The following is an 18,944-nucleotide window of genomic DNA, read 5'->3' on the forward strand; positions in this document are numbered from 1 at the left end:
CTTCGCACCCACCCAGGGTCGGGCGCCGCCCTCTGCTATAGATGGACAACTTGCTGTCTTAAGCTGCTTTCAGAGGGGACGCGATTGCGCCCGCCCCGGGGGCCTGGCGGAAGGGTCCTAAGCGGGCGTCCGGAAATGCTTCGACAGCTTCAGTCCCTGGCCCTGGTAGTTCGACGCGATCCCCGCGCCGTAGAGCTGCTGCGGCACGTCCGCCATCTTCTCGTAGACCAGCCGCCCCACCACCTGGCCGTGCTCCAGCACGAAGGGGGCTTCGTGGCAGCGCACCTCCAGCACCCCGCGCGAACCGGTGCCGCCCGCCGCGTCATGGCCGAAGCCGGGGTCGAAGAAGCCCGCGTAATGCACCCTGAACTCGCCCACCATGGCGAGATAGGGCGCCATCTCGGCGGCAAAGCCGGGCGGAATGTGCACCGCCTCGCGGCTCACCAGGATGTAGAAGGCGCCGGGGTCGAGGATGATGCGGCCGTCGCGGCTGCGCACCTCTTCCCAATAATCCTGCGGGTCATAATGGCCGATCCGGTCGAGGTCGATCACCCCGGCATGCGGCTTGGCGCGGTATCCGACCAGATCGGTGCCCTCGGGGCGCAGATCGACCGAAAAGCCGAGCCCGTCCTCGATCACCGCCGGGCCGTCCACAAGCGGCGTGCCCGCGTGCAGCATCTTCAGCTCGGCATCCGACAGCACCGCCTGGCCGGAGCGGAAGCGGATCTGGTTGAGCCGCATCCCGGGCCGTACCAGAACCGAGAACGAACGCGGGCAGATCTCAGCATAAAGCGGGCCCTTGTAGCCCGGCTTGATGCGGTCGAACTCCTCGCCGCCGTCAGTGATGGTGCGGGTCAGCAGGTCGAGGCGGCCTGTCGAGCTCTTGGCATTGGCAACGGCCGAAACCGAGGCGGGCAGGGCGAGCCCCTCCATGAGCGGCACCACGTAGACGCAGCCCTTTTCCAGCACAGCCCCGCCCTCAAGTCCGATCCGGTGCATCTCGAACTCGCTCAGCCGGTCCGAGACACTGCTGCCCTGGCCGGCAAGGAAGGACGCGCGCACCCGGTAGGCAACCTGGCCCAGCCTGAGATCGAGGCTCGCGGGCTGCACCTGGCCTTCCACCAGCGGTGCGCTCAGGGTGATTTCCTTGCGGGACAGCATGGTTTCAATGGCTTGGCTGGGCAATACGCCGGTCATGATCAAATTCCTGTTTGCGGGCCGCTGGCGGTGATGCTGGCCGATACCGCCGTTTGGCGCAATGCGCAAATGGCTTTGAAAAGGCAGGGGAATGATCCAGGAAGAATGTCTCCGAACGGTCCCTGTCTGCCGGCATCGCCACTGTGCGCGGCGGCCTTCGGCCTGGTTCCGCGCTGGAAGGGAACCAATTGCGCAAGTCCGGAGTCTCGATGCGCGGAGGTCTAAAAAAACAAACCGCCCGGCTGCCGAAGCAACCGGGCGGTTTTGTATGGTCGGGCTAGCAGGACTCGAACCTGCGACCTTCCGTCCCCCAGACGGACGCGCTACCAGGCTGCGCCATAGCCCGCTGAGAAGCCTTCTACCTGTTTTCCCGGCGGGGGCAAGAGGGGCGGGCTGATTTTTTTCCGCCTATCCGCAAAATTCAGCCGGCAGAAGGGGTTAGCATCAGGGCCTAGCCGCGCTGCGCAAACTCCTTAAGGGCTTCGGCGCAGGCAGCGGCTTCGGCCAGCGCCTGCGGCGGCAGGCGGCGCACCGCGGCGAGATGCGCAAGCACACCGGGGCGCCGCGCGGCGTGCGCGGCCGGTTCCGGCGCGGCCTCCGCCAGGATTTCCGCAGTGGCGGGGCTTTCCGGGGCCGTGTCCGGCTTGGCTGCAGCAGTCTCATCGCCGGCCTCGGGCGCTGCATCGGCCATGCTCACCGGCGCGGGGTCCTCTGCGAGGGGGGCGTCCACGGTTTCCTGCACGGGCTGGCCAGTCTGCCCGGCCCCGGCAGGCGCAGGCGCGTCCTCGTCTGCGCCGCCGTCTTCGAAGCCGGCGGCAAAATGGAGCGCATCCACATGTTTGGCCGCAAGGTCGAGATCGTGCGCCGGGAAGCCCGCCGCGGGATCGGAGTCCGGCGAGGAGTCCGCTGGACGCTCCACTGCAGGGCTGGAGCCGGGGGGGCCGAAGGCCAGGGGCTCCTCGGCGAGCAGTCCGGCAGCCGCGGCCAGCGCGGCGTCATCGGGAGCAGCTTCGCTGCCAGTATTCTGTTCCGCCGCCGGGGCCTCGGTCTCCGCGCCGGCGAAGGGCAGGTCTGCCTGGGTCTCTTCCGGCTGCTGCGGCATTGCCGGTTCGGGCTGCGCCGTTTCGGCCGGAGCCGGCGCACGGCCGTCCTGATCGGACGCGGGCTGCGCGGCAGGTGAACCGGACGCTGCAGGCGGTTGTGCCGGGGCTGGCTGAGAGGCCGCAGGGGCCGGGGGCGCGCTTGCCGCGGGCTGGTCAGCGGCACTGCCTGCGGCTTCCGCGGACCAGGGCGAGCCGCTGTCCGCGGCCGTTTCAGCCGGGACGGCGGGAGACGGCGCAGGCGGAGCGGCGCTTGCAGCCGGCGCTTCCTCCGGGAAGGCGCCGGTACCGGCTGACGCTGACTCCGCAGTATATGCAGCAGGAACCGAAGCTGCGGGCGCTTCTTCAGGGCCCGGGGGCGCTTGCGGGCGCGATTGCGCCGCGGCGGAGCCTTCCGGGCCGGCGGCTTCACGGCCAGTTGCTGCGGACGTGCGGGGGCCGGGCGCGGGAATTTCCGGGCCGGGCGCATCGGGCGCAGGGATTTCGGGCTCCGGAGCGGCAGGCCCCGGTGTTTCGGGCCCGGGTGTGTCCGGGGGCGGTGCTTCAGGTCCGGGAGGGGCCGGCTCCGGATCGTGCGGAGCGGGGATCCGGGGGCCAGGCGTCTCCGGTCCGGGCACATCAGGCATAGGGATTTCGGGGCCCGGCGGGACTGGCGCGGGTGCATCGGGACCGGGCGTTCCGGGCGATGGTACTTCCGGCCCGGGGGCGTCGGGCTCTGGAGCGTCCGGGGCGGGTACCTCGGGCGCCGGCGTTTCGGGGGCGGGCGTATCGGGCGCAGGCGTTTCCGGGGCAGAGGGGCCGTCTCCGGGAGGCTCCTGCGCCGGCCCGCCGGGGGCGGTGGCGGCGGATACAGCCGGGCGCGTCTCATCGGCCGGCGCGGCGCCGACAAAGGGCAGGACTTCGGCTCCGGACGCGTCAGGGCTGCTTTGCACCGCCCACGGCTCATCCGCGGCCGCGGCCATGGGCGGCGCGTCCGTGCTCTCTTGGGCGGTCCCGTCGAGCGGCGCGGAAAACTCCGCGACATGGGCGGTGCCGGACTCGCGCAGCAGCGCCTGCACCTCCTTGATCGACATGCCGTCCTCGTGCAGCAGCTTCTTGATGCCGCCGAGAAGCTGCATGTCGGCGGGGCGGTAGTAGCGCCGCCCGCCCGCGCGTTTCACGGGTTTGATCTGGGTGAACTTGCTTTCCCAGAAGCGCAGAACATGCGCCTGCACCCCCAGCCAGTCCGCAACTTCGCTGATGGTGCGGAAGGCGTCCGGTGATTTAGACATGGCCTATTGGTCCCGTTACTTACGGTTGCCGTCTGCCACGCGGTCTTTCATCAGGTGGGACGGCCGGAAGGTCAGCACCCGGCGCGGCTGAATCGGTACCTCCTCGCCGGTTTTCGGGTTGCGCCCGACCCGGGCCGATTTGTCCCGCACGCTGAAAGTTCCGAACGAGGAGATTTTCACCTGTTCACCGCGCACCAGGGCGTCCGACATGTGTTGCAGCATGCTTTCCACGAGCTGGGCGCTTTCGTTGCGCGACAGGCCCACTTCCCGGAAAACTGCTTCGCTCAAATCCATTCGCGTCAGTGTTTTTTCGCCCATGCCAATCCCCGCTGTTTGCCAAAGCATAGGGCGGGTGGAATTTCCCTGTCAATATCAATGAATTGCAGGCGGGAATTCAGCGTGCGGTTGCTACCAGCGCAGCACCACGGCGCCCCAGGCCAGGCCGCCGCCAATGGCTTCGGTCACGATCAGGTCGCCTTCCTTGATCTGGCCGCGGGCCTTGCCGACCGACAGCGCCAGCGGAATGGAGGCCGCTGAGGTGTTGCCGTGATCCTGAACCGTCACGACCACGTTGTCCATGCTCAGGCCCATTTTCTTCGCAGTGCCCTGGATGATGCGGATATTGGCCTGGTGCGGCACGATCCAGTCCACATCCGAAGCGTCCAGCCCGGCCCGCTCCAGCGCGGTGTTCGCGGTAGAGGCGAGCTTTTCCACCGCGTGGCGGAACACCTGGTTGCCCTGCATGCGCAGAAAACCCGAACTGCCGGTGGAGACACCGCCATCGACATAGAGCAGGTCCTTGTAGCGGCCATCGGAATTGAGGTCGGTCGCGAGGATGCCGCGGTCCTTGTTGGTGCCGGAAAGCTCCTGCGCCTCCAGCACCAGCGCGCCGGCGCCGTCGCCGAACAGCACGCAGGTGGAGCGGTCGCTCCAGTCCATGATACGGGAGAAGGATTCCGCCCCGATCACCAGCACCCGGCGGGCCTGGCCCGCAGCGATCAGCGCGTTGGCATTGGTGAGCGCATAGACGAAGCCCGCACAGACCGCCTGCACGTCGAAGGCAAAACCCTTGGTCATGCCCAGCTGCGCCTGCACCATGGTAGCGGCGGAAGGGAAGGTCAGGTCGGCAGTGGAGGTCGCCACAACGATGGCGTCGATGTCATCGGCGGCAAGACCGGCATCAGCAAGCGCGGCCCCGGCGGCCTTGGTGGCCATGTCCGAGGTGGTCTCCCCTTCGGCGGCAAAATGGCGGCGTTCGATGCCAGAACGGCTGCGGATCCATTCATCCGATGTGTCGAGCGTGGCTTCGAATTCCGCGTTTTCAACCACCCGTTCGGGGAGATAGTGGCCTGTGCCTACAACTACCGCACGTAGCGTCATTCGCGTGCCTGCCTTTTCAGTCTTTTTCGCTGGCCGTCCGCAGGGTGCGGGGGGCCGTTTTGTCTATATTATCTTGAGTAAGCCCGCCGGCAGATGCAACCCGTGCCGCCAGTTTTTCGGCGAATCCGTGCTGTGCGAGGCGGTAGGCAAGCTTCACCGCGGCGGAGACCCCGGTCGCATCGGCGCTGCCATGCGATTTCACCACGGTGCCATTGAGGCCGAGGAAAACGCCGCCGTTCACCCGGCGCGGATCCATCCGCTTGGACAGCCGCTTGAGCGAGGTCATGGCCAGAACCGCTGCGATCTTCGACAGGAAGGAATACTGGAACGCCTCCCGCAGCGCCGTGCGCATCACCCGCGCTGTACCCTCGCCGGTCTTGATCGCCACATTGCCGGTGAACCCGTCAGTGACAATCACATCCACCGCATTGCCGGGGATATCGCTGCCTTCGACGAAGCCCACAAACTCGAAGTTCGCGGTTTCGGCGTAGTCCGTGATCAGCCCGTGGGCTTCCTTCAGCTCGGCGCGGCCCTTGTGTTCCTCGGTGCCGACGTTCAGCAAGCCCACACGGGGACGGGCAATGTCCATGGAGTTGCGGACATAAGAGGTACCCATCAGGGCAAACTGCAGCAGGTCTTCGGCATCCGCCTTCACATCGGCGCCGACATCCAGCATCACGTTGAAGCCCTGCGGGTTCAGCGAGGGCCAGAGGATCGCGATCGCCGGCCGGTTCACGCCGGGCAGCTTGCGCAAGCGCAGCATCGACAGTGCCATCAGCGCGCCGGTGTTGCCGCAGGAGACGGCACCCGCGGCCTCGCCGCTCTTCACCGCGTCAAGCGCCGACCACATTGAGGTGCCCTTGCCGTTGCGCATCACCTGGCTGGGCTTGTCCTCCATGGTCACCACCTTGTCCGCATCGCGGATCTCGACGCGGCCTTTCAGCTCGCGGCGTTTGGCAACCAGGGGCTCCAGTTCGGCGGCCGGCCCATGCAGAATGAAGCCGATATCCGGGTTTCTTTCGGCGGACATGGCTATGCCGGCCACCACAACCGCGGGGCCGGCATCTCCGCCCATGGCGTCAACCGAAATGATGATGCGGCCGGCTTCAGCCTGATTGTTCGCGGGTTTACCCGTCATGCGAAAGCCTGCCTGGCATCAAGGGGGAGGGTGCGGGGCTTACGCCGCGTCCTCGTCAATCTCGATCTCGTCTGCGGCTGCGATGATTTCCTTGTCATCGTAGTGGCCGCAGGAGGGGCACACGTGGTGCGGGCGCTTCAGCTCGCCGCAGTTGCCGCATTCGTTGGGGTTGGCAGCAACCAGTGCATCGTGCGCGCGGCGGTTGTTGCGGCGCGATTTGGATACTTTATTCTGTTGGACGGCCATGTCTCAACCTTTGTCTGCTGGGGCCTTGGGGCCATCCCCCGCGGCGCGGTTAGTTTTGGTGTTCGATCGGTCGTGACGCGCGTTTAGGCATAGGCCCAAGCATTGTCCAACCAAAAATCCCGATGAGCGCGCGAAAATACTGCGAATCTCCGGCGGCGCAAGCGGTTTTTTAGGGCAGTGCGGCCCCCGGCGCCACAGAAGATTTACGCTATGTGCGGATTTTACGGGTCAGGCGCTGCCGCCGGACCCGCCTTCGCCGTTTTCACCGCTGCCTTTGAGCTGGCCGCGCAACGCCGCGAGACCCGCAAAGGGTTTGGTGTCTTCGTCGCGGATCGGGGTGACGCCCGGCTCGGCATAGACCGCCTCGCCCAGTTCGGCGCCCGCCTTGCGGGGGTAGGCGGGGATATGCAGCGCCAGCGCTTCCGCCATCACCGCGGCCGGGTCGATATGGGTGCCCAGCGGCTCGGTGGTGTCGTCCTCGGGCATTTCCGCCTCGCTTTCCTCCGGCATCTCGAAGCGGGCGAGGTAGACGCGCTGAACCTCTTCCTCGATCCGGGTGGTCACCGGCTCCAGCGTCACCACGCAGTCCTGCACCACAGTGGCGCCGAGATGCGCCTTCAGCTGCCAGTCGCGCTTGCCGCGGGCGCGCAGCTCGCCAGTGAACCGGAGTTTGCGCAGGGCATTGACGCCAAGTTCGCGTGCCAGCGCCGCCAGCTCTTCGTTGCCGGGCTGGATGTCGAAGGCGGTCGCGGCGTTCTGCGGCAGATCCGCGACGCGCAGGGCGGTGCTGTCAGACATGATCTTAAGTCTTTCGTTTCTTGAACCGGAAGCGGTCATTAGGTAATCGGGTTCAATGACGTATTCAAGCCGCGCGATGGCGCGGCCGTTCGGGGGGCAGGATATTGGCAAAGGCATTTTTCACCAAACCGGTGCTGCGCGGCGTGGTGATGGCAGCCGCAGCGCTGGCACTTGCGGGCTGCGCGGCGGTCTACCGCAAGCACGGCTATGTGCCTGCGCCCGAGCTGCTGGACGAGGTGGTGGTCGGTGTCGACACCCGCGATTCCGTGGCCGAAAGCATCGGTGTGCCGTCCTCCACAGGCGTGCTGAATGACAGCGGCTATTATTATGTGGCGACGCGCTTCCGCCACTATGGCGCGGCCGAGCCCAGGCCGGTGGCGCGCGACCTGGTGGCGATCAGCTTTGACACCGCGGGTGTGGTGCAGGCGGTGGAGCGTTACAGCCTCGAAGACGGCCGCGTGGTGCCGCTGGAGCGCCGGGTGACCAGTTCGAGCGTGCAGGACAACACCTTCCTGCGCCAGCTTCTGGGCAACCTCGGCAACTTCGGCGCGGGGCAGGTGCTGGCCGACGACTAGGGCCTGCCTCCTCATAGGATAGGCGCAGCATGGCCGACCCCGCGATCTTTCTTGAAAAAGGCCGCCTGCGCGCCCGGCTTGCCTGCGGGGGCGCGGACCTGGCCGCGGCGGAAGAACTGCGGCTCCGCTGTTTCCAAAGCCGCGCGGCGGCGCTCGACCGTTTTGACGAGGCCGCGTCCCACCTGCTGATCGAGGACCTGCACGGCGCGCTCCTCTGCTGCTTCCGGGTGCTGCTGCTGCCAAGCGGTGCGGAGATGGCCCGCAGCTATTCCGCGCAGTTCTACGACCTGTCCGCCCTTCAAGCCTATGCCGCGCCGGTGGCGGAAATCGGACGCTTCTGCATCGGCCCCGGGCAGCGCGATGCGGACATCCTGCGGCTGGCCTGGGGCGCGCTCACCCGGCTGGTGGACCGGGCCGGGGCCGGGCTGCTGTTCGGATGCACCTCCTTTCCCGGCACATCGCCTGCGGTTTATGCCGATGCCTTTGCCTGGCTGCGCCAGCGCCACCTGGCGCCCGCGCACCTGGCGCCGCGGGAGAAAGCCGCGGAGCTGCACCGGTTCGCGGCAGTGGAGGGCGCGCCTGATGCCGCCGTCGCCCTGCGCCGCCTGCCGCCGCTTCTGCGCAGCTATCTCGCGATGGGCGGCTGGGTCAGCGATCACGCGGTGGTGGACCGGGCGATGAACACACTGCATGTGTTCACCGGCCTCGAGGTCGCCGCCATCCCCGCCGCCCGCAAGCGCCTGCTGCGCGCAATGGCGGGCTGAGGTCTGTTATGAGCAGCCGTGCATTGCCGGCGCGCGCGGGGGCGATGCGTCGGAAGTGACTGGCAGTTTATTCCCGCCAAATCCGCAGACCCTCTCAAGGGCACGCCAAGCCTCAGCCAAATCGCCGCCGCGTGGGCGCGCGCCGGCGATGCGCGGCGGCCTAGCGGCCCTGTCCCGCGCAGTGGTCGCTGTGCGGCCCGCTTGACAGCCGTTGACGCGCCCCGCGGCCCGGTTTAGCTGGCATCCATGGCACGTATTCCTCTTTTGCAGATGTCCGGCATTTCCCTCACCTTCGGGGGCGAGCCGGTCTTCGCCGATCTCGATCTGGTGGTGCAGCCCGGCGACCGGGTAGCGCTCGTGGGCCGCAACGGCTCGGGCAAATCCACGCTGATGAAGGTGATGGCCGGGCTGGTCGAGCCCGACCAGGGCTCCATCGTGGTGCCGCCGGGTAAATCCGTGGGCTACATGGAGCAGGACCCCGGGATGGACGGCTTCGCCACGCTTGGCGATTTTGCCGCAAGCGAGCTGGATCCGGGCGAGATGTACAAGGTGGAGCGGGCAGGCGAAGGGCTGAAGTTCGATCCGGCACGGCCCGTCGGGACCGCCTCGGGCGGGGAGCGGCGGCGCGCGGCGCTGGCCAAGCTGATGGCCGAGGCGCCGGACCTGATGCTGCTCGATGAGCCGACCAACCATCTGGATATCGAGGCGATCACCTGGCTCGAGGAAGAACTGAAAGCCACCCGCGCCGCTTTCGTGCTGATCTCCCACGACCGTGCCTTCCTGCGCGCGCTGACCCGCGCCACGCTCTGGATCGACCGCGGCCAGGTGCGCCGCCAGGAGAAGGGATTTGAACATTTCGAAGCCTGGCGCGACAAGCTCTGGGAAGAGGAAGACCAGCAGCGCCACAAGCTGAACCGGCTGATCAAGTCGGAAAGCCGCTGGGCGGTGGAGGGCATCTCGGCCCGGCGCAAGCGCAACATGGGCCGCGTCCGCGCCTTGCAGGACCTGAAGGAGGAGCGCGCCGCTCAGATCAAGCGCCAGGGCACGGCGGAGATGGCGCTGGACGCCGGCCCCAAGTCCGGCCGCATGGTGATCGAGGCCGCAGGCCTTGGCAAGGCGTTCGACGGCAAGGACATCGTTCGCGATTTCTCTATCAAGGTGCAGCGCGGCGACCGGGTCGCCTTTGTTGGCCCCAATGGCGCGGGCAAGACGACGCTGTTGAAGATGCTGCTGGGAATGGAAGAGCCGGATGCAGGCGAAGTGCGGCTTGGAACCAACCTGGAGATCGCGTTCTTCGACCAGACCCGCGACCAGCTCGACGGCGATGCCAGCCTCTGGGAGAATCTGACTGCTGACCCCTTGCTGGGGATATCCGGCAAGGCAGACCAGGTGATGGTGCGCGGCCAGCCGAAGCATGTAGTGGGCTATCTCAAGGAATTCCTGTTCGACGAGCGCCAGGCCCGCGCGCCGGTGCGCTCGCTCTCGGGCGGGGAGAAGGCGCGGCTCTTGCTGGCGCGGCTGATGGCGCGGCCCTCGAACCTGCTGGTGCTGGACGAGCCGACCAACGATCTCGACGTGGAGACGCTGGACCTCTTGCAGGAGCTGCTCGACGCCTATGACGGCACCGTGCTGCTGGTGAGCCACGACCGCGACTTCCTCGACCGGGTCGCCACCACCACGATCGCTATGGAAGGCGGCGGGCGGGCCACGGCCTTTGCCGGCGGCTGGAGCGACTACATCGCGCAGCGCGCGCCCGCAGAGGGGGCCGGGAAGGCGGAGAAGGCCGGCAATCCGAAGGCGGCCAAGCCCAGGCCGCAACAGGCGAGCCAGCCCAAGGACGGCTTAAGCTTCAAGGAAAAACACCGGCTGGAGGCCCTGCCGGACGAGATCGCGCGGCTGGAGGCGGAGATCGCCAAGCTGCAGGAACTGATGGCGGACACCGAGCTGTTCACCCGCGAGCCGGTGAAGTTCAAGAAGGCGACCGAAGCGCTGGTAGAGCGGCAGGAAAAGCTCTCCGCCGCCGAGGAGGAATGGCTGCTGCTGGAAGAAAAGGCGGAAGGGGCATAGGGTCGGGTGCGGTCAAGGATCATCTTGCTGAATGGGGCATCAAGCAGCGGGAAATCCACCCTGGCCCGTGCCTTGCAGGCCCGGATCGAAGCGCCGTTCTGGCATGTTTCGATTGACCATCTGCGCGACAGCGGCGTTCTGCCCATGGACCGGTTCCGCAGCGGTGAATTCCAGTGGGGGCGCTGCCGCAAGAAGATTTTCGATGGCTTTCATGCGTCGCTTGCGGCCTATGCCGGTGCCGGCAACAACCTGATTGTTGAACATATTCTGGATGAAGGCGGCTGGGCGGCGGATCTGATCGGGAAATTGAGGCCGCATGACGTGTTTTTTGCCGGGGTGCACTGCGGCCTGCGGGAGCTGCAGGCGCGGGAAGCTGCCCGCGGCGGCCGTCCCATCGGCAGCGCGGCAAGGGACTTTGAAATGGTTCACGCAGGCCGGTGCTATGATCTTGAGCTGGATGGAACGGCACCTGTTTCGCAGAATGTGACAGAATTGCTTTCTGTCTGGCGCAGCGGCCGGCGCCGGTCCGAGTTTGCGGCAGCGCCGGTCTAGTTCCGGACGCCCGCAGGACTTCCTGCCACGATCGCGCCGGCCGGGACGTCCCGGGTGACGACACTGCCGGCACCCACGATGGCCCCGTCGCCAATGGTGACACCCGGCAGCAGAATTGCGCCGCCGCCGATCCAAACATCCGCGCCAAGGGAGACGGGCAAGGCGATTTCCAGTCCTTGCGCGCGCTTTTCCCGGTTCTTGTGGTGCTGAGCGCAGTAGATTTGCACGTTGGGACCCAGCATGGTGCCGTTGCCTATGGTCACCGGAGCAGTGTCAAGAATGGTGCAGCCGGCGTTCAGATAGACGTTATCGCCCAGCGTGATGTTGATGCCGTAGGCGCAATGAAAAGGCGCTTCTATGAAACAGCCCCCGCCGTGGCCGGCAAAGAGCGCCGCCAGGGCCGGGCTGAGCGGGCAGGCGGGATCGGGCGGGGCGGTGTTGTGCTGGTGCACCGCCAGCCGCGCCTGATGCCGCAGTGCCGCGAGCTCGCTGTCGATGCAGCTGTACCACGCGCCGGCCTGCATTTTCTCCCGTTCCGTCTGCATCATCTGCGCCTCCTTGCGGGCAGTTGAGACGGGATGGCGGAGGATTGTCAATTGGCGGAGGGCTCCCGCGCCCGCAGATGCAATGGCTGCGCCATTGCATCTTTGTGCGGCCTTGGGCCGGGCACCGCTGACGCGGTGCGGCGGCGGGGGACAGGGCAGGCGGCCCGCGTCAGCCCCTGACGGATGGGGCAGACCGGGCATTTTCCGCTGCGAAGTGCTTGAGGGGCCAATGCTGCCCCTCAAGAGGCCAAGGCAAGTCCGTGGTCGGCCGGGCCCGCCTCGAGGGCGAACGGCATAAGCGCCGCCGCCGGCGCGGTCCTTGACCCGGTCCCGGCCGGGGGCCTCAGCGCATGCGCAGCGCGCCGTCGATGCGGATGACCTCGCCATTGAGATAGCCCATCTCGACGATGAAGCCGGCAAGCCGCCCGTATTCGCGCGGATCGCCCAGGCGCGGCGGGTTCGGCACGTCGGCGGCGAGCTGCTGCTGCACCTCCTCCGGCAGACCCGCCAGCATCGGCGTCATGAAAATGCCGGGCGCGATGGTCATTACCCGGATCCCGGAGGAGGCGAGGTCGCGCGCCATCGGCAGGCACATGCCGGCGACGCCGCCCTTGGAGGCGGCATAGGCGGCCTGGCCTTTCTGTCCGTCAAACGCCGCGATCGAGGCGGTGTTGATGATCACGCCGCGGGCGCCGTCCTCTGCGGGCTCGTTCTTGGCAATCTCCACCGCGGCGAGCCGCGCCACGTTGAAGGTGCCGGTAAGATTGATGTCCAGCGTGCGCTTAAAAGCATCGAGCGGGTGCGGGCCGTCTTTGCCCACGGTCTTGATTCCGTAGGCGATGCCTGCACAGTTCACGCAGGCGGTGATCTTGCCCATCTTGCCGGCGGCAAAGGCGATGGCGCGGGCCACCGAGACCTCGTCAGTCACGTCGGTTTCCGCGAAATAGGCGCCGGTCTCCCCGGCCACCGCCTTACCGCGCTCGCCGTCGCGGTCGAGGATCGTCACCTGCGCGCCCGCTTCCCTGAAATAGCGCGCGGTGGCTTCGCCGAGACCGGAGGCGCCGCCGGTGATCACGGCGGCAGTGTCTGCAAGTTTCATGAGCCGGGCTCCTCCCGTTATTTGAACATGTGTTCATATAAAGGGGGCTGGGGGCTTCTGTCCAGCGGCATGGGCCAGGGGTTCGGGCCCGCGGGCGGGACCCCGCGGGAAGCGGAGCTGGCCAGTTTGCCGGTGAATGCCGGTGAATGCATTGTCCGGCGAAAATGGCGGCGGGCCGCATGGGGGGAAATGCGTGCGGCGGAGATCATCCAAGCGGGCCGCTCGGCAGTTGTGGCGGCGGGGCCGCGCGAAGGCGGCCGCCTCTCATCAAATGCCCATCAGTCCCCGGTCCAGCCATGCGAGCGGGCGCAGCAGGCGGCGCAGCGGCGGCCAGTAGGCCCAGGTGCCGCCCAGCCTCTGCGCCCGCGCCCCGGTTCCGAGCTTGAAACGGGCGAGCCCGGGCGCGTCCTCGGTATTGATCACGCCCAGATCCAGCTGCCTGCAGCCGCGGGCCGCCAGCCAGGACATCGCCTCCCATAACAGAAGGTTCGGCGCGCAAAGCGCCTTGCCCTGGCCGGTAGCCTGCGCGAGGTGGTAGGTGGCACCGCTGCCGTGGGTGAGGATCAGCACCGCGGCCACCGCTTTGCCGCCATCGTGGGCCTGGAACAGCTTGGCCTGGCCCTTGTTCTCCCGCGCGTAAGCCAGGGTCAGGGCGATGGGCCAGCTGCGGTAGCCCCGCGCGGCCTGCCGCGCGCTGTCGGCCGCGAACAGCCAGTGGCGCGGGTCGAGCGGCAGGTTCTGACGGGTGAGCCGCAGGCCCTGAGATTCGCCGCGCTTCAGCCGGTTGCGCCACTTCTGATGCAGCGCGGCACGGCGGCGCTCCGGGTCGGGGTCGAGCGCAAGAACCGCGGCGTGCGCCGGGCTCATCAGCGGCACCGCGCCCAGCCGGGCAAGCTCCGGCGCCGGTGCTTCGGGCGACAGGATCACCGGGGTGCGGCGCAGGCCTTCTTCCTGCAGCATGTCCAGCAGATGCGCCGGCCTTTCGATGCGGGCGCGCGCAACCATTGCCGCGCCGATCCCGCCGGAAAGGCGGCGGCGCAGCACGACCGTGCCGTCCAGCTGGCCGAGCACCAGCGGCTGCTGCCCGCAAGCGCGAAGGGCGCGAATGAACTCGGGCGTTTGCTGCAAAGCGCGCGGCGCGCTGTCGGGCGGGGTCTGGCGGGACATGGCGCCCGCGTTCTGGAAATCGAGCATAGGCCTATTTACCGCTCAGAAACCTAAATGCGGGTTAATGGTGTCATGAAAAAAACGACTCACATCATGGGGCAAGCGGCGCCGGCGCCGCGAATGACCAAGGCCGCTGCCACCCTCCTCGCCACGGCACTGTCAGTGCCGGTGTTCCTGCTTCTGACGCTGCTGCAGGCCCTGCTGTCCTGAACCGGCCGGGCGGCAGGAGGGACCGGGCGGCGCAGCCGGAAGGCGGCCGCGGCTGAGTGGCCCGGCAAGAAAAAAGGGAGCGCAGGGCTCCCTTTTTCCAATGGCTTGTACACCCCCGCGGCAGGACGGCCGCACCGGCCGCCCGGGGCGCGGGAGGCTCAGCCTGCCAGCTGCACCAGCGCGTGGCGCTTCTTGCCGGCGGAGAGCTTGATCGGCGCGGCCAGCGCGCCTGCGTCGATCATCAGCCCGGCGTCTGTCAGCGGCTTGTCGTCGAGCCGGGCGCCGTTTTCGGCAATCAGCCGCTTGGCTTCCTTGCCGGATTTCGCCAGGCCAGATTTCACGATCAGCTGCACGATCGACATGCCGTCGCCCAGGTCGGAGGCGCTGAGCGTCAGCGTGGGCAGGTCTTCCCCGATGCCGCCCTTCTCGAAGACCTCGCGCGAGGTTGCTTCCGCCGCCTTGGCCGCCTCGGCCCCGTGCAGGAGCTTGGTCACCTCGTTCGCGAGGATCACCTTGGCTTCGTTGATCTCGGAGCCCTGCAGTGCGCCGAGGCGCTTGCACTCCTCCACCGGCAGCTCGGTATAAAGCTTGAGGAACCGGCCCACGTCGGCGTCGGTGGTGTTGCGCCAGAACTGCCAGAACTCATACGGGGAGCGCATGTCGGCGTTGAGCCAGATCGCGCCTTCGGCGGTCTTGCCCATCTTCTTGCCGTCCGAAGTGGTCAGCAGCGGCGAGGTCAGGCCATAGACCTCGTGATCGATCACCCGGCGGGTGAGATCGATGCCGTTGACGATATTGCCCCACTGATCCGAGCCGCCCATTTGCAGGATGCAGCCGTAACGGCGGTTCAGCTCCATGAAGTCATAGGCCTGCAGGATCATGTAGTTGAACTCGAGGAAGCTCAGGCTCTGCTCGCGGTCGAGACGCGATTTCACGCTTTCGAACGACAGCATCCGGTTCACCGAGAAATGTCGGCCGATGTCGCGCAGGAATTCCAGGTAGTTCAAGCCATCCAGCCATTCGGCGTTGTTCAGCATCAGCGCCTTGTTGGGGGCGTCGCTGTCATAGTCGATGTAGGCGGAGAACACCTTCTTGATGCCCGCGATATTCTCGTCGATCTGCGTTTCGGTCAGCAGCGGGCGTTCGTCGGCGCGGAAGGAGGGATCGCCCACCTTTGTGGTGCCGCCGCCCATCAGGGTGATCGGCTGGTGTCCGGTCTTCTGGAACCAGCGCAGCATCATGATCTGAATGAGCGAGCCGACGTGCAGCGACTGGGCCGTTGCGTCAAAGCCGATATAGGCCGGGCGCACACCATTCAGGAGGGCTTCATCCAGCCCCTGATAATCGGTGCAGTCCGCGAGGAACCCGCGTTCCATCATGACTGCGATGAAGTCCGATTTGGGAGTGTAGGTCATGGTATGCCTCGGCTCGTGTTCATGCGACGGGCTGTATAAAACGCATTGGCGCGGGTGGGAACCTGTTTTCCCGGCAAAATATGCAGGCTAGAAGAGGCGGAAGGCCCGTTCGGGACGCGCCGGGGCAGGCGGGGCAGACGGGCGGTGCGGGCAGAGGCAGGGTTGAGCGGGGCTGGTGATGGGCAGGGCAATTGCAAAACAGGGCGCGGTCTGGGCGCTGGGCGCAATGAGCGGCACCTCGCTCGATGGGGTCGACGCGGCGATGGTGCTGACTGATGGCGAGCGCATCCACGGCTTCGGCGCCAGCAGTTACCGCCCCTACAGCGCTGAGGAGCGCGCGGTGCTGCGCGCCGGGCTCGGCAAATGGACGGGCTCCGGGGTCGAGGCCGCTGCGGAGATCACCACCCGCGCCCATGCCGAGGCGCTGGCGGTTTATTCGGATGCGGCGATTGTGGGCTTCCACGGCCAGACGCTCGCCCATGCGCCGCGGCTGCGGGGCACGCTGCAGGTGGGCGACGGTGCCGCGCTGGCAGAGCACTTGGGCAAGCCGGTGGTCTGGGACTTCCGCTCGGACGACGTGGCAATGGGCGGTGAGGGCGCGCCGCTGGCGCCCTTCTTCCACTTCGCCTGCGCCAAATACATCGGCGCCACCCGGCCCCTGTGCTTCCTGAACCTCGGCGGTGTCGGCAATCTCACCTATGTGGACCCGCGCCATAACCGTCCCGAAGAGCCGGGCGCGCTGATTGCTTTTGATACCGGGCCAGCCAATGCGCCGCTCAACGACCTGATGCAGGAGCGGCTGGACCTGCCATGGGACGAGGACGGCAAGGTTGCCCGCAGGGGGCAGGTCGAAACGGGCGCGCTGGAGCTGTTCCTGGCCGAACCCTTCTTTGCAAAGATGCCGCCCAAGTCGCTGGACCGCAACGATTTTGCCGAGATGGTCGGGCTGGTGCGCGAGCTCAGCGATGCCGACGCCGCAGCCACGCTCACCGCGATGTGCGCGGCCTCGGTGGCGCAGGGCATGGAGCATTGCCCGGAGCCGCCCGAAGCGGTGCTGGTCACCGGCGGCGGCCGCCGCAACCCGGTGCTGATGGAGATGCTGAAGGTCTCGCTCGACTGTCCGGTGAAGCCGGTTGAAGACGCAGGGCTGGACGGCGACATGCTGGAGGCGCAGGCCTTTGCCCATCTCGCGGTGCGGGTGGCGCGCGGCCTGCCGACTTCGGCCCCCGGCACCACCGGCGTCAGCGCCTGTGTCGGCGGCGGGGTGGTGAGCCGGCCGGGGACCTGAAGCTTGGCGGTGCAAGGATCTTGAAAAAGATCCTTGCCAAATTTCTTTGAGAAAGAAATTTGCGCCGCCCGGCCTGCGGCCAAGGCGGCAAAGCGGACCCGCCGCGTCAGCCGCGCGGGATGTCGAAGCCGGGGTCTGCCAGCTCGAACCCCTCGAAATGAAATCCCGGCGACACCGCACAGCTCACCAGTGTGAAATCTCCGGTACTGCGCGCCGCCTGCCAAAAGCCCGCGGGCACGATCAGCTGCGGCGCCCCCGCGGTAAGGTCCGGGCTCAGCACATGGTCCCGCGCAGGCCCGTCCTCGCTCTCCGCCATCGACAGCACCAGAGGCGCGCCCGCGTGGTAGAGCCAGATCTCTGCCGCATCGACGCGGTGCCAATGGCTGCGCTCTCCGGCCTGCAGCAGGAAATAGATGCAGGTCGCGGTGGGCCTGCCGGCGTTCTCCGCCCGCCAGGTCTCCCGGTACCAGCCGCCTTCCGGATGGGGCTCCAGCCCGAGCCGTTCGATGATCCCGGTTGCGTGCATGTCGGTGCTCCCTCTTTTGCGGCCGGCAAACCGTTCCGGCAAATCCTACTGGTAAATCCCCATGGCGCGCATATCTTTGCGCCATGACATTCAGCATTCCCTTCGACAACTCATACGCCGCCCTGCCGGAGGCCTTCTACAGCAAACTGCCGCCCGTACCGGTGCAGGCGCCGAAGCTCTTGGCCTTCAACGCGGAGCTCGCGCAGATTCTTGGCATCACCCCTGGCGACGCCGATGAGATGGCCGCGGTCTTTGCCGGCAATACCGTGCCCGAGGGCGCGGAGCCGCTGGCCCAGCTTTATTCCGGCCACCAGTTCGGTACCTACAACCCGCAGCTCGGCGACGGCCGCGCGATCCTTCTGGGCGAGACCGTGGGCGCCGACGGCAAGCGGCGCGACATCCAGCTCAAGGGCTCCGGCCCGACGCCCTATTCGCGCGGCGGCGACGGCCGCGCTTGGCTGGGGCCGGTGCTGCGCGAATACGTTGTCTCGGAAGCAATGCATGCGCTCGGCATCCCCACCACCCGTGCGCTGGCAGCGGTCCAAACCGGCGAGACCGTCTGGCGCGAAGCAGGCCTGCCCGGCGCGGTGCTGACCCGGGTTGCGGCCAGCCACCTGCGGGTCGGCAGCTTCCAGGTCTTCGCCGCGCGCGGCGATACGGCCAGCCTCAAGCGGCTGACGGATTATGCCATTGCCCGCCACTATCCGGGCGCTGAGGGGCCGATGGGGCTTCTGCGGGCGGTGCGCGATGCCCAGGCCGAATTGATCCCAGCGTGGATGGCGGTGGGCTTCATCCACGGGGTGATGAACACCGACAACTGCGCGATCTCGGGCGAAACCATCGACTACGGGCCATGCGCCTTCATGGATGTCTACCACCCCGATACGGTGTTCTCCTCGATCGACCGCGGCGGGCGCTACGCCTATTCCAACCAGCCGGGCATTGCGGTCTGGAACCTGGCGCAGCTGGCGACCGCGCTGATCCAGCAGCTCGATGACCCGCAGGCGGGTGTGGAGGAGGCGACGGAGATCGTGCATGCGATGCCGGCTTTGATGGAGGCCAGCTGGCTGCGCCGCTTCCGCGCCAAGCTGGGGCTGACGACAGAGCAGGAGGGCGACATGGCGCTGATCACCCGCCTGCTGCAGCTGATGGCGGCGCAGCGCTGCGACTTCACCAACAGCTTCCGCGCGCTGGCTGAGGACCGCGCCGCGGACGTCTTCGAACAGGACGAGGCATTCCGGGCGTGGGCCGCGGACTGGCAGGCAAGGCTCGAGGGGGAGCCTGACCCGCATTCGGTGATGCGCGCCGCCAGTCCGGCCTTCATCCCGCGCAACCACCGGGTGGAGGAAATGATCGCCGCCGCCGCCGCCGGTGACCTCGCGCCTTTCGAACGGCTGATGCAGGTGCTCGCGCGCCCCTATGAGAGCCAGCCGGACCACGCAGACCTGCAGCGTCCGCCCGCCCCGGGCGAGGAGGTGCAGGCCACTTTCTGCGGCACGTGAAGGGGCAGAAGGCGCCGGTGCCGCCACTTTCTGGCCCGAAATACCCTCGGGGGTGAATAGCGCCAAAGGCCCAAGAGGGGGCGGACAGCCCCCTCCAGGCTCCA

18 protein-coding genes, 1 tRNA gene and 1 pseudogene are annotated in these 18,944 nt (G+C 67.3%); 6 read left to right on the forward strand and 14 right to left on the reverse strand.

The window, feature by feature from the left end; genetic code table 11:
- Positions 1-117 precede the first annotated feature (117 nt).
- The 9 genes and pseudogenes from ACOHWE_RS00980 to ACOHWE_RS01020 all read right to left on the reverse strand — a co-directional run bounded on the left by ACOHWE_RS00980 (position 118) and on the right by ACOHWE_RS01020 (position 7,130).
- On the reverse strand, positions 118-1,197 hold the full coding sequence (locus ACOHWE_RS00980; protein WP_420663517.1) for a 2'-deoxycytidine 5'-triphosphate deaminase: 1,080 nt from the start codon (positions 1,195-1,197) through the stop codon (positions 118-120).
- 269 nt (positions 1,198-1,466) lie between these two features.
- Positions 1,467-1,543, reverse strand: a tRNA-Pro gene (locus ACOHWE_RS00985).
- A 105-nt stretch (positions 1,544-1,648) separates the two neighbouring features.
- On the reverse strand, positions 1,649-2,299 hold the full coding sequence (locus ACOHWE_RS00990; RefSeq protein ID WP_420664690.1) for a hypothetical protein: 651 nt from the start codon (positions 2,297-2,299) through the stop codon (positions 1,649-1,651).
- Positions 2,300-3,394: 1,095 nt separating this feature from the next.
- Positions 3,395-3,568, reverse strand: a pseudogene (locus ACOHWE_RS00995) (MerR family transcriptional regulator); the annotation flags it as partial.
- Positions 3,569-3,583: 15 nt separating this feature from the next.
- Entirely contained in the window at positions 3,584-3,886 is a 303-nt protein-coding gene (gene ihfA, locus ACOHWE_RS01000) for an integration host factor subunit alpha (RefSeq protein ID WP_008207184.1), read from the reverse strand.
- 90 nt (positions 3,887-3,976) lie between these two features.
- The gene (locus tag ACOHWE_RS01005; RefSeq protein WP_420663518.1) at positions 3,977-4,948 is read right to left on the reverse strand and encodes a beta-ketoacyl-ACP synthase III; all 972 of its coding nucleotides are present in this window, start codon (positions 4,946-4,948) and stop codon (positions 3,977-3,979) included.
- A 16-nt stretch (positions 4,949-4,964) separates the two neighbouring features.
- Positions 4,965-6,086 carry a phosphate acyltransferase PlsX gene (plsX, locus tag ACOHWE_RS01010; protein WP_420663519.1) on the reverse strand — a complete coding sequence of 374 codons (1,122 nt, stop codon included), beginning with the start codon at positions 6,084-6,086 and terminating at the stop codon, positions 4,965-4,967.
- Between the two features lie 39 nt (positions 6,087-6,125).
- Positions 6,126-6,332 (reverse strand): 50S ribosomal protein L32, encoded by a 207-nt coding sequence (gene rpmF, locus ACOHWE_RS01015; RefSeq protein ID WP_420663520.1) that lies wholly within the window; start codon positions 6,330-6,332, stop codon positions 6,126-6,128.
- Between the two features lie 228 nt (positions 6,333-6,560).
- On the reverse strand, positions 6,561-7,130 hold the full coding sequence (locus tag ACOHWE_RS01020) for a YceD family protein (RefSeq protein ID WP_420663521.1): 570 nt from the start codon (positions 7,128-7,130) through the stop codon (positions 6,561-6,563).
- 101 nt (positions 7,131-7,231) lie between these two features.
- Between ACOHWE_RS01020 and ACOHWE_RS01025 the strand changes: the two genes are divergently transcribed.
- The 4 genes from ACOHWE_RS01025 (at position 7,232) to ACOHWE_RS01040 (ending at position 11,088) form a co-directional block, all read left to right on the forward strand.
- A complete protein-coding gene (locus ACOHWE_RS01025; protein WP_420664651.1) occupies positions 7,232-7,705 on the forward strand; it encodes an outer membrane protein assembly factor BamE in 474 nt (157 codons plus the stop codon).
- 29 nt (positions 7,706-7,734) lie between these two features.
- Positions 7,735-8,469, forward strand: coding sequence for a GNAT family N-acetyltransferase (locus ACOHWE_RS01030; protein WP_420663522.1), 735 nt, complete (start codon positions 7,735-7,737; stop codon positions 8,467-8,469).
- A gap of 246 nt (positions 8,470-8,715) precedes the next feature.
- Complete coding sequence (locus ACOHWE_RS01035; protein WP_420663523.1) at positions 8,716-10,536, forward strand: ABC-F family ATP-binding cassette domain-containing protein; 1,821 nt, start codon at positions 8,716-8,718, stop codon at positions 10,534-10,536.
- A 6-nt stretch (positions 10,537-10,542) separates the two neighbouring features.
- Complete coding sequence (locus ACOHWE_RS01040) at positions 10,543-11,088, forward strand: chloramphenicol phosphotransferase CPT family protein (protein WP_420663524.1); 546 nt, start codon at positions 10,543-10,545, stop codon at positions 11,086-11,088.
- On the opposite strand, the gene ACOHWE_RS01045 is transcribed toward ACOHWE_RS01040, so the two are convergent.
- From ACOHWE_RS01045 to tyrS, 4 genes are all read right to left on the reverse strand, one after another.
- A complete protein-coding gene (locus tag ACOHWE_RS01045; RefSeq protein WP_420663525.1) occupies positions 11,085-11,636 on the reverse strand; it encodes a sugar O-acetyltransferase in 552 nt (183 codons plus the stop codon). The genes ACOHWE_RS01040 and ACOHWE_RS01045 overlap by 4 nt on opposite strands.
- Positions 11,637-11,976: 340 nt before the next feature.
- A complete protein-coding gene (locus tag ACOHWE_RS01050) occupies positions 11,977-12,732 on the reverse strand; it encodes an SDR family NAD(P)-dependent oxidoreductase (protein ID WP_420663526.1) in 756 nt (251 codons plus the stop codon).
- Between the two features lie 267 nt (positions 12,733-12,999).
- On the reverse strand, positions 13,000-13,926 hold the full coding sequence (locus ACOHWE_RS01055) for a GNAT family N-acetyltransferase (RefSeq protein ID WP_420663527.1): 927 nt from the start codon (positions 13,924-13,926) through the stop codon (positions 13,000-13,002).
- A 341-nt stretch (positions 13,927-14,267) separates the two neighbouring features.
- Complete coding sequence (gene tyrS, locus ACOHWE_RS01060; protein WP_420663528.1) at positions 14,268-15,524, reverse strand: tyrosine--tRNA ligase; 1,257 nt, start codon at positions 15,522-15,524, stop codon at positions 14,268-14,270.
- 178 nt (positions 15,525-15,702) lie between these two features.
- Between tyrS and ACOHWE_RS01065 the strand changes: the two genes are divergently transcribed.
- The gene (locus ACOHWE_RS01065; protein ID WP_420663529.1) at positions 15,703-16,812 is read left to right on the forward strand and encodes an anhydro-N-acetylmuramic acid kinase; all 1,110 of its coding nucleotides are present in this window, start codon (positions 15,703-15,705) and stop codon (positions 16,810-16,812) included.
- A gap of 106 nt (positions 16,813-16,918) precedes the next feature.
- Here ACOHWE_RS01065 and ACOHWE_RS01070 read toward each other — a convergent pair whose 3' ends face one another.
- The gene (locus tag ACOHWE_RS01070; protein ID WP_420663530.1) at positions 16,919-17,338 is read right to left on the reverse strand and encodes a cupin domain-containing protein; all 420 of its coding nucleotides are present in this window, start codon (positions 17,336-17,338) and stop codon (positions 16,919-16,921) included.
- Between the two features lie 83 nt (positions 17,339-17,421).
- Here ACOHWE_RS01070 and ACOHWE_RS01075 point away from each other — a divergent pair, with 83 nt between their 5' ends.
- Positions 17,422-18,840, forward strand: a complete 1,419-nt coding sequence (locus ACOHWE_RS01075) for a protein adenylyltransferase SelO (protein WP_420663531.1) — start codon at positions 17,422-17,424, stop codon at positions 18,838-18,840.
- Positions 18,841-18,944 lie beyond the last annotated feature (104 nt).

The sequence above is a fragment of the Cribrihabitans neustonicus genome, from assembly GCF_048820895.1.
Taxonomy (GTDB): domain Bacteria; phylum Pseudomonadota; class Alphaproteobacteria; order Rhodobacterales; family Rhodobacteraceae; genus Cribrihabitans_A; species Cribrihabitans_A neustonicus.